The sequence below is a fragment of the Pantoea sp. PGP6 genome, assembly GCF_053474785.1.
The window spans coordinates 1,360,259-1,372,151 of record NZ_JBQBMA010000001.1; the positions used below are offsets into that span (position 1 = coordinate 1,360,259).

The 11,893-nt window shown below is 59.2% G+C and carries 12 protein-coding genes; 8 read left to right on the forward strand and 4 right to left on the reverse strand.

Annotated features, from left to right (window positions below):
• Window positions 1–96: 96 nt before the first annotated feature.
• Genes ACLIBF_RS06580 through ACLIBF_RS06590 form a run of 3 tightly spaced genes read right to left on the reverse strand, consistent with a single transcriptional unit; the run spans window position 97 to window position 3,037 of the window.
• The gene (locus ACLIBF_RS06580) at window positions 97–1,602 is read right to left on the reverse strand and encodes a tripartite tricarboxylate transporter permease (protein WP_031377186.1); all 1,506 of its coding nucleotides are present in this window, start codon (window positions 1,600–1,602) and stop codon (window positions 97–99) included.
• Between the two features lie 10 nt (window positions 1,603–1,612).
• A complete protein-coding gene (locus tag ACLIBF_RS06585; protein ID WP_279810006.1) occupies window positions 1,613–2,044 on the reverse strand; it encodes a tripartite tricarboxylate transporter TctB family protein in 432 nt (143 codons plus the stop codon).
• Between the two features lie 12 nt (window positions 2,045–2,056).
• Window positions 2,057–3,037 carry a Bug family tripartite tricarboxylate transporter substrate binding protein gene (locus tag ACLIBF_RS06590; protein WP_279810007.1) on the reverse strand — a complete coding sequence of 327 codons (981 nt, stop codon included), beginning with the start codon at window positions 3,035–3,037 and terminating at the stop codon, window positions 2,057–2,059.
• Window positions 3,038–3,157: 120 nt separating this feature from the next.
• Between ACLIBF_RS06590 and tctD the strand changes: the two genes are divergently transcribed.
• Together tctD and ACLIBF_RS06600 are read left to right on the forward strand one after the other, a co-directional pair.
• Complete coding sequence (tctD, locus tag ACLIBF_RS06595; RefSeq protein WP_069728999.1) at window positions 3,158–3,829, forward strand: transcriptional regulator TctD; 672 nt, start codon at window positions 3,158–3,160, stop codon at window positions 3,827–3,829.
• Window positions 3,820–5,208 (forward strand): sensor histidine kinase, encoded by a 1,389-nt coding sequence (locus ACLIBF_RS06600; RefSeq protein WP_046288184.1) that lies wholly within the window; start codon window positions 3,820–3,822, stop codon window positions 5,206–5,208. Before tctD ends, ACLIBF_RS06600 begins: the two co-directional genes overlap by 10 nt.
• On the opposite strand, the gene ACLIBF_RS06605 is transcribed toward ACLIBF_RS06600, so the two are convergent.
• Window positions 5,189–6,088 carry a DMT family transporter gene (locus ACLIBF_RS06605; RefSeq protein ID WP_046288513.1) on the reverse strand — a complete coding sequence of 300 codons (900 nt, stop codon included), beginning with the start codon at window positions 6,086–6,088 and terminating at the stop codon, window positions 5,189–5,191. The two genes, ACLIBF_RS06600 and ACLIBF_RS06605, sit on opposite strands and share 20 nt — an antisense overlap.
• A 97-nt stretch (window positions 6,089–6,185) precedes the next feature.
• Here ACLIBF_RS06605 and ACLIBF_RS06610 point away from each other — a divergent pair, with 97 nt between their 5' ends.
• The 6 genes from ACLIBF_RS06610 (at window position 6,186) to accD (ending at window position 11,827) form a co-directional block, all read left to right on the forward strand.
• Window positions 6,186–6,965, forward strand: coding sequence for an AraC family transcriptional regulator (locus ACLIBF_RS06610; RefSeq protein WP_031377189.1), 780 nt, complete (start codon window positions 6,186–6,188; stop codon window positions 6,963–6,965).
• A gap of 55 nt (window positions 6,966–7,020) precedes the next feature.
• A complete protein-coding gene (gene pdxB, locus ACLIBF_RS06615) occupies window positions 7,021–8,154 on the forward strand; it encodes a 4-phosphoerythronate dehydrogenase PdxB (RefSeq protein WP_031377190.1) in 1,134 nt (377 codons plus the stop codon).
• 103 nt (window positions 8,155–8,257) lie between these two features.
• Window positions 8,258–9,265: an aspartate-semialdehyde dehydrogenase gene (locus ACLIBF_RS06620; RefSeq protein WP_031377191.1), complete on the forward strand. Its 1,008-nt coding sequence runs from the start codon at window positions 8,258–8,260 to the stop codon at window positions 9,263–9,265.
• 2 nt (window positions 9,266–9,267) lie between these two features.
• Window positions 9,268–10,071, forward strand: coding sequence for a tRNA pseudouridine(38-40) synthase TruA (gene truA, locus ACLIBF_RS06625; RefSeq protein ID WP_031377192.1), 804 nt, complete (start codon window positions 9,268–9,270; stop codon window positions 10,069–10,071).
• Window positions 10,072–10,100: 29 nt separating this feature from the next.
• Entirely contained in the window at window positions 10,101–10,763 is a 663-nt protein-coding gene (locus ACLIBF_RS06630; protein WP_031377193.1) for a DedA family protein, read from the forward strand.
• 149 nt (window positions 10,764–10,912) lie between these two features.
• Window positions 10,913–11,827 (forward strand): acetyl-CoA carboxylase, carboxyltransferase subunit beta, encoded by a 915-nt coding sequence (gene accD, locus ACLIBF_RS06635; RefSeq protein WP_031377194.1) that lies wholly within the window; start codon window positions 10,913–10,915, stop codon window positions 11,825–11,827.
• The last annotated feature ends 66 nt before the right edge of the window (window positions 11,828–11,893 follow it).

Genomic DNA, 11,893 nt, shown 5'->3' on the forward strand with positions numbered 1-11,893 from the left:
AACAGAACAGCGTGGGGTGCGCCGGAAAATGAATGCGCCATGATAGCAAAAGCCCCCGGGAAATCCCACGGGGGCGCACGCGTTTCGGCGGGAGATTTACTCTTCTGCCAGCTTCAGACGATGACGACGCCAGCGTTTCCAGATCGGCGGCACCAGCAGTACCGCAATCGCCAGCACCAGCAGCACTTTGCAGATCAGACTTTCCCACAGGATCACCAGATTCCCGTTGCTGATCGACAAGGCGCGACGCAGGTTCTGTTCCAGCATCTCACCCAGCACAAAGCCCAGAATCAACGGCGACATCGGGAAGTCCATTTTACGCAGGATATAGCCAAAAATCCCCAGCCCGACCATCAACAGCAGGTCGAAGGTGGTGCTGTGTACCGCGTAAACGCCAACGGCGGAGATGGCGGCAATCGCCGGCACCAGGAACCACAGCGGAATGGTCAGCATGCGGGCGAAGACGTTAATCATCGGAATGTTCATGATCAACAGCATTACGTTGCCGATTAACAGCGCAGCGATCAGGCCCCAGACAATATCCGGCTGCTCCACAAACATCGCCGGTCCCGGCGTAATGTTATACAGCGTTAACGCGCCGACCATCACCGCCGTGGTGCCGGAGCCGGGAATACCCAGCGTCAGCATCGGAATAAAAGAGCCGCAGGCTGAGGCGTTGTTTGCCGCTTCCGGCGCGGCCACACCGCGAATATCCCCTTTACCAAACTGGTCGCTGCCGCTGATCTTCTTCTCGGTCATGTAGGCGATAGCGCTGGCGATGGTCGCACCGGCACCCGGTAACACGCCGACAAAAAAGCCAATAAAGGAGGATCGCAGCGTCGCACCGGTTGCCATCGCCGCCTCTTTCATATTGAACATCATCCGGCCGCTGGCCCGCACTGCCTTCTGTCCGCTGCTGGTCGACTCAAGCATCAGCAGGATTTCACTCACCGAGAACAGGCCAATCACCACCACTACAAACTGAATACCGTCGGAGAGATGAACGCTGTCAAAGGTAAAGCGGTAGACGCCGGTATTGGCATCGACGCCGACGGTAGCCATTCCCAGCCCAATCAGTGCCGCGAGGAATGACTTCAGCGGATTGTGGCTCATCATGCTGCCGAGACAGGCGATGGCGAACACCATCAGCGCAAAATATTCTGCCGGACCAAACGCCAGCGACCAGCTGGCCAGCAGCGGGGCGAACAGAATAATGCCGATAATGGCGATGGTGGAACCGATAAACGAGCTGACCGCCGAAATCGACAGTGCGACGCCGGCTTTGCCCTGTTGCGCCATCGGATAACCATCCAGCGCGGTCATAATCGCCCCGGCATCACCCGGCACGTTAAGCAGAATCGAGGAGATACGTCCGCCATATTCACAGCCGATGTAGACCGTTGCCAGCAGAATCAGCGCCGATTCCGCCGGTAAGTGCAGAGCAAAAGCCAGCGGCATCAGAATCGCCACGCCGTTAATCGGGCCCAGGCCCGGCAGCAGGCCAACGATGGTGCCGATAAAGCAGCCAATCAGGGCAATCAGCAGATTCTCTGGCGTCATGGCGACGGCAAAGCCCTGCATCAAAAAGGACCAGGTATCCATGATGCTCTCCTTAAATCAGCCAGCTGCCGACCGGAAGGGACACTTCCAGCAGGCGATCAAAGGCGTAAAACAGGGTGGTGCCCATCGCCAGCCCGGCCAGCGCCGCTGCCCACCAGCGCGCGCCAAACAGCAGGCCGATGCCAAAGGTCAGCAGCGTGGTGCAGATGGCAAAGCCCAGCGTTTCAAACAGCCAGCCGTACAGCAGCATCATCAGCGCCAGCGCCACCAGCCGCTTCAGCGTGCCGCCGGACGGCCAGTGAATGGTGTCGGGTTTGCGAAACAGCATCAGCAGGGCGCAGATCGCCATCAGGCCGAGGATCGCCATCGGGAAGGGGCGCGGTCCCACCGGTTCGTAGCTGTATTCGCTCTGAATTTGCCAGGCCACCACCATGCCGCCGAGGCACAGCGCCAGCCACAGGCCAGCAAAAATACGATCGCTCATGATTCGCTCCGGTTATTTGGCCAGGCCAAACGATTTAGCCTGCTCACGGTAATCCGCCACCTGTTTTTTGACGTAGCTGTCGAGTTCCTGACCCGTCAGGTTAAATTCGAACAGGCCGCGCAGATCGCGCTGCTTTTTAAACTCCGGCGTTTCCACTATCTTTTTGAATGCCTGTTCCCACCACTGATAGTCGGCATCGCTGACTTTCGGGCCGAGGTAGTAGCCGCGAATGATCGGCCAGACGATGTTAAAGCCTTGCTCTTTGGCGGTTGGCACCTGCGCCAGCTGGCCCGGCAGACGCTGATCGGACATTACCGCCAGCACCCGCATTTTGCCGCCCTGCAGATGCGGCACCATTTCACTCATGTCGCCAGAGACCACCTGAATATGGTTGCCGAGCAGCGCGGTAACCGGCTCGCCGCCGCCTTCAAAAGCGACGTAACGCATCTTGCGCGGATCGATGCCAGCTTCACGCGCCAGCAGGGCGGTTTTCATCCAGTCCTGACTGCCGATCGAGGCACCGGCACCGACCACCACTTTGGTCGGATCTTCTTTCATCGCCGCCATCAGCTCGCCAAGGGTTTTCCACGGTGCATCTTCACGTACCGCCACCATGCCGTAGTCGGTTCCCACTGCCGCCAGCCACTTCACATCATCAACCGAGTAGCGACCAAATTTGCCCTGCGACAGATTCAGCAGCGAGCCGCCCGAGAAAGCCACTACCGTGCCGGCTTCAGCCGGGCGCTGAGCGATGATCGCGTTGTAGGCCACCGCGCCGACGCCGCCAGGCATATAGGTAACGCGCATTGGCGTCTCAATCTGTTTGGTTTCCTGCAGCGAGACCTGCAACAGCTTGCAGGTGAGGTCAAACCCGCCGCCCGGCTTAGCCGGTGCAATACATTCGGTACGGCCCGGACCGTCGGCGGCAATGGCAGCAGGCACCATCAGCGACAGCAGGGCAGTGGTCAGGGCGGTATGGATTATTTTTTTCATCGTGCGCTCCATTCATTCTTCCAGAGTGTGATTGCCGCCGAAATATTGGCGTTGCTGAATTGTTAAAACAATTACCTTTCATTTACCTTTCACTGCCCGGATTTAATGACAGGATGTGATATGCGTCTCTTACTGGTAGAGGACACGGTTGACCTGGCGTGTTGGTTGCAGAAAGCGCTGACGCAAAAAGGCTTTGCCGTCGACTGGGTGGCGGATGGCGTCGCGGCCGATCACGCCTTGCAATGTGAAGCCTATGCGCTGGTGGTGCTGGACGTCTCGCTGCCGCGCATCGATGGCCTGGAAGTGCTGACGCGGTTGCGGCGGCGGGGACAGAGCGTGCCGGTTTTGCTGCTGACGGCGCGTAGCGCGCTGGATGATCGGGTGCGCGGCCTGAATCTCGGGGCGGATGATTACCTGACCAAGCCGTTTGAGCTGGATGAACTGGAAGCGCGGTTGCGGGCGCTGCTGCGGCGCAGCCAGAGCCAGGCGGCGCAAAGCCAGTCGCTGGGCCAGCTGGTGCTGGATGGCGAAGGCTATTTCCTGCTGGCAGACCGGCCGCTGGCGCTGACGCCGCGTGAGTCGAGCATCCTCACCACCCTGATGCAGCGCCACGGCCGGCCGGTTTCCCGTCAGCATCTGTATGAACAGACTTTTAGCCTGGCGGATGAGGCCAGCCCGGAGAGCATTGAGCTGTATGTCCACCGGGTGCGTAAAAAACTGGCGGGTAGCGACGTGGCTATCGTGACGCTGCGCGGACTCGGCTACAGCCTGGAAACGCTGCCGTGCGGCTGATTCATTCGCTGCGCGGCGAACTGCTGGCGTGGCTGGGTCTGCCGCTGTTACTGCTGTGGGCGCTGTCGGTTTACACCCATTATCAGAGCGGGTTGGCGGCGGCCAATCAGGCTTACGATCGCTCGCTGCTGGCCTCGGCGCGCACCGTGGCAGAACGGCTGGTGGTGCGGCAGCATCATCTGGAGGTGGACGTGCCCTGGGTGGTGCTCGACAGTTTCGAACGCAATATGAACGACCAGCTGTTTTATCAGGTGATTTCGCCACAGGGGAAAACGCTGTCGGGCTATGACGATCTGCCACCGATTCCGCCGGCCAGCAAAATGTCGACCGCTTATCCGGCGCTGGTGCACTTTTATGACGGACGCTATCACCAGCATCGCATTCGGGTGGCGGCACTGTGGCAACCGGTGAGTGAGGCGGGCGTCGACGGGATGGCGCTGGTGCTGGTGGCTGAAACTGTTAACTCCCGCCAGGAGTTTGCCCGCGGACTGATGCGTACCGCCCTGATCAGCCAGAGCGGGCTGGTGCTGATGACGCTGCTGCTGGCCAGCCTGATGCTGCGCCGGGTATTACGTCCGCTGCGGCAGCTATCGCGCATTGTATTACAGCGTGACGGCGGCGAATTGACCCCGCTGCCGTCGTTGCCGTGGTCAGAACTGCAGCCGTTGATCATCGCCTTTAACCGTTATCTGGAACGTCTGCGCGGCCTGCTGGCGCGGCAGGATCGCTTCAGCGCTGACGCGGCACATCAGCTGCGCACGCCGCTGACTATCCTCAAAACCCAGGTGAGCGTGGCGCTCAACAGTGAACGTCCGGAACAGTGGCAGGAGAGTTTACTCGGCATGCGTCATACGCTGGATGAAACCATCTTACTCACCGATCGGCTATTGCAACTGGCACGCATCAAGGCACGTCACGGCGAAGACAAGCCGATGATGCGGGTCGATCTGGCGGCCATCGTCCGTGAAGCCTGCCTGAGCCGCTACACGGCGGCACGCACCCGGCAAATCGATCTCGGTTATGAGGGCGAGGAGAGCAGTCAGGTGATCGGAGACGGGGTGCTGCTCGGCGAACTGTGCGCCAACCTGCTGGATAATGCGATTAAATATACCCCGCATCACGGCGTCGTCACCGCGCGGGTGGTGGCGGGCAAACTGGAGATTGAAGACAGCGGTCCCGGCATCGACGGGGCGGAACAGCGAAAAGCGTTACAGCCTTTTCAGCGGCTGGATAATGTTGGTATTCAGCCAGGGGCCGGCATTGGTCTGGCGCTGGTGCAGGATATCTGTGCCTGGCATGGTGCCACCATGCAGCTCGATCGCAGCCCGCAACTGGGCGGGCTGCGCGTGACGATACGGTTTACAACCGACGCAGGTTGACCGGTTTAGCGCGGGTTAGCGGCGTACGCAGCCGCTGGGCCAGAATCACGCCGGACAGGGTCAGGCCGCCACCAATCCAGTGGTAACTGTGCAGTTGCTCATGCAGGAACAGCACCGCGATCAGTGCGGTAAACACCGGGATCAGGTTCATAAAGATACTGGTGGTACTGGCCCCGAGGCGCTGCACGCCGTGGATCCACAAAAAGGGCGCAATGATCGAGGCAAACAGACCGGCAAACGCCACCAGCGGCAGGTTATGCCGGTTAAGTGACACCTCAGGCGCCAGCAGAAAGCCCGGTAACAGCAACAGTACGCCGAATAAAATCTGCACATACAGGCTGTGCCAGATCGGCAACGGCAGCGCCCAGCGCCGGGTCAGCACGCCATACAGCGCATAAGCGGCGGAGGCGGCCAGCATCAGCAGTTCGCCTTTGCCGAGTCCGTGACTCAGTAACTGCATCACATCGCCCTGACTCACCAGCCACACCAGACCGATAAACGAGATGATACTGCCGAGCAGAATGCCGAGCGTCGGCGCGATCCTTAGGATCACTACGCTCAGCAACACGGTGAGCAGCGGGATCAACGCCCCGATAATGCCCATGAACAGTGCGCTGACACTCTGGGCGGCATAATAAGCCAGGCTCTGATACAGCACCATGCCGAGCAGGCCGAGGATCAGTAACCGCCACAGATGTGGCCGGATCGCCTGACGCGTCCGCCATACGCCGGGCAGCACAAACGGCGTCAATACCAGCAACGCCAGCAGCCAGCGGTAGAAAGAGATCGCCGCCGGATCGATGGCGGAAGCCGACAGTTTGCTGACAATCGAGTTGATCGACCAGATCAACACCGCACACAGCGGATAGAGGAAAAACATGGTCACGCTCCACAGCATTAGATGAGGCGCAGTGTACGCTTGTCCGGATTTATCCAGATAGTTAATATCAGACAAAATTAATCGCTCTCCGGACATAATGACCTTACAGATTACCTACCAGCCGCCGCTGGATGCGCCACAGCTGCACTACTTTATGCGTTTCGAACAGGCCAACGCGCATACCGAATATCTGCCGCATGCCCATGACTGGGGACAGCTGATCTTTGTGAAAAGTCACGTGCTGGAGATGCGGGTAGAGGGTGAGCGGCTGCTGACTCCGGCCGATATCCCGGTGTGGATACCGCCAGGCCACCGGCACAGCAGCTATAACCACCGTCAGGCGCAGTTCCGCACCTTTAACCTCGCCGCCGCGCTGTGTACCGGCCTGCCACAGCGCGCCTGCCTGCTGATTGTCGATCCGATTGTGCACGCCATCATGGATGAGTTTGCCGGGCAGCAGATCGAGCAGCCGGTCACCGAAGCGCAGTGGCGTCTGTGTGAGGTACTACGCGATCGTCTGCCGCTGGCGCAGGTACAGGAGAGCTACCTGCCGACCTCAACCGATAAATTTCTGGCACCGGTGCTGCATGCGCTGGAAGCTAATCCGGGTGATAACACCACGCTGGCCGGCTGGGCAGCGCGGGTTTTTACCACCGAACGCACGCTGGCGCGGCGCTGTCAGCAGCAGTTGCACATGACCTTCGGCGAGTGGCGACAGCGGCTGCGTTTTCTGCGCGCTATCGTACTGCTGGAGCAGGGCGTCAGCGTGCAGAGCATCGCCCACGAACTGGGCTATAGCTCGGCATCGGCGCTGATTGTGATGTTTCAGCAGCAGGCCGGAACCACACCGGATCGTTACCGCGCGCGGTTAGGCTAACGCGTCGCTTTGTGCCAGAATAATGGCCTTCAATGCAACAGACAGGAAAGCCGTGGTGAAGATTCTCGTCGATGAAAATATGCCTTATGCCCGTGAGTTGTTCAGCCGGACCGGCGAAGTGGTGGCGGTTCCGGGTCGTCCTTTGCCGGCGGCGGAACTGGCCGATGCCGATGGCCTGATGGTGCGATCGGTGACCCAGGTCAATGAAGCGCTGCTGGCCGGTAAGCCGGTGAAGTTTGTCGGTACCGCCACTGCCGGCACCGACCATATCGACGAAAACTGGCTGCAGCAGGCGGGCATTGCCTTTTCCGCCGCGCCCGGCTGCAACGCCATCGCGGTGGTGGAGTATGTCTTCTCGTCTTTGCTGCTGTTGGCGGAACGTGACGGCTTCCAGCTGCGTGACCGCACCGTCGGCATTGTCGGCGTCGGCAACGTCGGTGGACGGTTGCAGAAACGGCTGGCGGCGTGGGGGGTGAAAACCCTGCTGTGCGATCCGCCGCGCGCCGATCGCGGTGACGAAGGCGATTTTCTTTCGCTGGAGCAGCTGGTGGAGCAGGCGGATATTTTGACCTTCCATACGCCACTGTTTAAAGCCGGCCGCTATAAAAGCTGGCACCTGGCAGATGCGGCATTACTGATGGCGCTGAAGCCCAATACCATTCTGATTAACGCCTGTCGCGGCCCGGTGGTCGACAATGCCGCGCTGCTGGAAGTGCTGAAGATGCGCGCCGATCTCAGCGTAGTGCTTGACGTCTGGGAACCGGAGCCGGATCTGTCGCTGGCGCTGCTCGACAAAGTAGACATCGCCACGGCGCACATTGCGGGCTATACCCTCGAAGGCAAGGCGCGCGGCACTACTCAGGTGTTTGAAGCCTGGTGTGACTTTATCGGTCAGCCGCAACAGGTCCCGCTCAGCAGCCTGCTGCCGGTGCCGGAATTCAGTGAAATCACCCTGAATGGCCCGCTGGATCAGGCAACGCTGAAACGCCTGGTGCATCTGGTGTATGATGTGCGCCGCGACGATGCGCCCCTGCGAAAAGTGGCGGCTCAGCCTGGCGAATTTGATCGCCTGCGTAAGCAGTATCAGGAGCGCCGCGAATGGTCCTCGTTGCAGGTGATCTGTGACGACGCCAGCACGGCTGAGATGCTGACCCAACTGGGTTTTAACGCAACGCTCTCTTCCCGATAGTTGATGCCCTGGCACAACGGCCTGCGGGCAGGGAAAAATCCGAATCCCTCGGCGGTGAGATCACCGCCTTCTGTTTTTATGTCATTGTCTGGAGTAAACCAACATGTCTGACGGCTGGAATATTGCGCTACTGGGCGCGACAGGCGCAGTAGGGAACGCTGTACTGGAATTGCTGGCGGAACGCCAGTTCCCGGTTGGTGAATTGTATTTGCTGGCCAGTGAAAACAGCGCCGGTGAGATCAAACGTTTTGAAGGCCGCTCGGTGCGGGTTGAAAATGCGGCAGAATTTGACTGGTCGCAGGCGCAGCTGGCCTTTTTCGTCGCCGGCCGCGACGCATCCGCCCGCTTTGCCGATGATGCGGCGAACGCCGGTTGTCTGGTCATCGACAGCAGCGAGCTGTTTGCGCTGTCACCGGATGTGCCGCTGGTGGTGCCGGATGTAAATCCGCATGTGCTGGCCGATTACCGCAACCGCAATATTATCAGCGTGGCGGACAACCTGGTCAGTCAGTTGCTGACCGCGATCAAACCGCTGGTCGATGCGGCTGGATTAGGCCGGTTGCAGGTCACCAACCTGATCTCGGTCTCCAGCTACGGCAAAGTGGCGGTGGATGCGCTGGCCGGTGAAAGTGCCCGCCTGCTGAACGGCATTCCGGCAGATGAACATCACTTTGGTCGTCAGCTGGCGTTTAACCTGATGCCGCAGCAGGTGGACGCGGAAGGCAGCGTTGAAAGCGAACGCCGTCTGGTCGATCAGGTGCGTAAAGTGCTGCAGGATGAAGGCTTACCGATTGCGGTCAGCAGCGTGCAGGCACCGGTGTTTTACGGCAATGCGCAGATTGTCCACATTGAAAACCTGCGTCCGCTTTCGGCTGAAGAGGCGCGTGCCGAACTGGCGCTGGTGTCAGACATCTCGCTGAGCGAAGAGGATTCGGTGCCGACGCCGGTCACCGATGCGTCGGGTAACGGTGCACTGAGCATTGGCGGCGTGCGTAACGATTACGGTATTCCGGAGCTGCTGCAGTTCTGGTCAGTGGCCGACAATATTCGTTTTGGCGGCGCGTTGATGGCGGTGAAAACGGCTGAGAAACTGGTTCAGGAGTATCTGTAACCATGTCCGACGGTCAGACGCAAAAACTGGCGCTCGGCATCGAGTATGACGGCAGCCGCTATTATGGCTGGCAGCGTCAGCAGGAAGTGCGCAGCGTGCAGGAAAAGTTAGAGCGCGCGCTGTCAAAAGTCGCCGATCATCCGGTCAGCGTGTTTTGTGCCGGACGCACCGATGCGGGCGTCCACGGGACCGGGCAGGTGGTGCATTTTGAAACCACGTCGCAGCGGGCGGACGGGGCCTGGACACTCGGCGTCAATGCCAACCTGCCGCCGGATATCGCGGTACGCTGGGTGAAAGCGGTGCCGGAGGCGTTTCACGCCCGTTTCAGCGCAACCGCCCGTCGTTATCGCTACCTGATTTACAATCAGCGGCTGCGTCCGGCGGTGCTGGCGCAGGGCGTGACCCATTTTTATCATCCGCTGGATGCTGAAAAGATGCATCGCGCCGGCCAGTGTCTGCTGGGTGAGAATGACTTTACCTCGTTTCGCGCCGTGCAGTGTCAGTCGCGTACCCCGTGGCGCAACGTGATTCACCTGAATGTGACGCGTCAGGGGCCTTACGTGATTGTCGATATTAAAGCCAACGCCTTTGTGCATCACATGGTGCGCAATATCGTCGGCAGCCTGATGGAGATTGGCTGTGGCAATCAGCCGGAATCCTGGATGGCCACGCTGCTGGCGGCGAAGGATCGGACATTGGCCGCAGCCACTGCCCGGGCAGAAGGGTTGTATCTGGTGGCGGTGGATTATCCATCCCACTTTGCGTTACCACAGCCGTCGATGGGACCGTTGTTCCTCGCGGATTAATTCACTTTTAGGGCTTAAAAGGGCGCGTTATGGAGTTCATCCATTTTCTGGTTGATTTTATTTTGCACATTGATGTGCATCTTGCCGAACTGGTTGCGCAGTACGGTGTCTGGATTTACGCTATTTTGTTCCTGATTTTGTTCTGCGAAACCGGTTTAGTGGTGACGCCATTCCTGCCTGGCGACTCGTTACTGTTTGTGGCGGGCGCACTGGCGGCGTTGCCTGGCAACGACCTGAATGTGCATCTGATGGTGGCGCTGTTAGTGGTTGCGGCGATCCTTGGCGATGCGGTGAACTACACCATTGGCCGTCTGTTTGGCGAGCGGTTGTTCAGTAACCCGAACTCCAGAATCTTTCGTCGCAGCTACCTGGATAAAACCCATGCGTTTTACGCCCGTCACGGCGGTAAAACCATTATCCTGGCGCGTTTTGTGCCGATTGTTCGCACCTTTGCGCCGTTTGTTGCCGGTATGGGCCACATGTCCTATCGTCACTTTGCGCTGTTCAACGTCACCGGTGCGCTGGCCTGGGTCCTGCTGTTCTCCTATGCCGGTTACCTGTTTGGCGATTTGCCGGTGGTGCAGGAAAACCTGAAGCTGCTGATTGTCGGGATTATCCTGGTGTCGGTATTGCCGGGCGTGATTGAAGTCTGGCGTCATCGCCGCCAGGCAAAGCAGCAGAAGCAGCCCTGAGTGGCCGCTTTGCTCAGGGGTAAGACCAGATTTTTATCCACAGTCTGAACGGGTTGTGGTTTAATGAGCGACATTTACCGTCTGCTGAAGCGGTTTTCAGCAGTATCAAGACGACTGGACCAGGTCAGTTTTAAACAGAAAGGTCATCAATGAGCTGGATTGAACGCATTCTTAATAAAAGCAACGTTACGCCTGCGCGCCGCGCCAGTATCCCGGAAGGGGTCTGGACCAAGTGCGACAGCTGTGGCCAGGTTCTCTACCGTGCCGAGCTGGAGCGTAATCTTGAAGTCTGTCCGAAGTGTGACCATCACATGCGTATGCACGCCCGTGAGCGCCTCGGCAGCTTCCTCGATCAGGGCACCCTGGTTGAGCTGGGCAGTGAACTGGAACCCAAGGATCTGCTGAAGTTCCGCGACTCGAAAAAGTACAAAGATCGTCTGGTCGCTGCGCAAAAGGCGACTAACGAGAAAGATGCGCTGATCGTGATGAAAGGCCAGCTGCATGGCATGCCGGTTGTCACTGCCGCCTTCGAATTCGCCTTTATGGGCGGTTCAATGGGCTCGGTAGTGGGTGCCCGTTTTGTGCGTGCGGTTGAGCAGGCGCTGGCGGATAACTGCCCGCTGATCTGCTTCTCTGCCAGTGGCGGCGCGCGTATGCAGGAAGCGCTGATGTCGCTGATGCAGATGGCGAAAACCAGCGCCGCGCTGGCTAAAATGCAGGAACGCGGTCTGCCTTACATCTCGGTACTGACCGACCCGACCATGGGCGGCGTGTCAGCCAGCTTTGCCATGCTGGGCGACCTCAACGTGGCGGAACCGAAAGCGCTGATCGGCTTTGCCGGTCCCCGCGTTATCGAGCAGACCGTGCGTGAAAAACTGCCGCCGGGCTTCCAGCGCAGTGAGTTCCTGATTGAAAAGGGCGCGATTGATATGATCATTCGCCGTCCGGAAATGCGGTACAAACTGGCAAGCCTGCTGGCAAAAATGATGAACCTGCCAGCACCGCTGCACGACGGTGAACAGTCCGCCCCGGCGACGACTGAGCCGGAGAGCAACGAGGCCTGACAGGAGATAGAAAGGCGCGCCCGTCGCGCCTTTCACCAATGCACCGTATACCTCAGCACCAGTCTG

Coding starts and splice junctions, on each gene's coding strand:
- ACLIBF_RS06580 (WP_031377186.1), bottom strand. CDS start 1,602: ATGGATACCTGGTCCTTTTTGATGCAGGGCTTTGCCGTCGCCATGACG.
- ACLIBF_RS06585 (WP_279810006.1), bottom strand. CDS start 2,044: ATGAGCGATCGTATTTTTGCTGGCCTGTGGCTGGCGCTGTGCCTCGGC.
- ACLIBF_RS06590 (WP_279810007.1), bottom strand. CDS start 3,037: ATGAAAAAAATAATCCATACCGCCCTGACCACTGCCCTGCTGTCGCTG.
- tctD (WP_069728999.1), top strand. CDS start 3,158: ATGCGTCTCTTACTGGTAGAGGACACGGTTGACCTGGCGTGTTGGTTG.
- ACLIBF_RS06605 (WP_046288513.1), bottom strand. CDS start 6,088: ATGTTTTTCCTCTATCCGCTGTGTGCGGTGTTGATCTGGTCGATCAAC.
- ACLIBF_RS06610 (WP_031377189.1), top strand. CDS start 6,186: ATGACCTTACAGATTACCTACCAGCCGCCGCTGGATGCGCCACAGCTG.
- ACLIBF_RS06620 (WP_031377191.1), top strand. CDS start 8,258: ATGTCTGACGGCTGGAATATTGCGCTACTGGGCGCGACAGGCGCAGTA.
- truA (WP_031377192.1), top strand. CDS start 9,268: ATGTCCGACGGTCAGACGCAAAAACTGGCGCTCGGCATCGAGTATGAC.
- ACLIBF_RS06630 (WP_031377193.1), top strand. CDS start 10,101: ATGGAGTTCATCCATTTTCTGGTTGATTTTATTTTGCACATTGATGTG.
- accD (WP_031377194.1), top strand. CDS start 10,913: ATGAGCTGGATTGAACGCATTCTTAATAAAAGCAACGTTACGCCTGCG.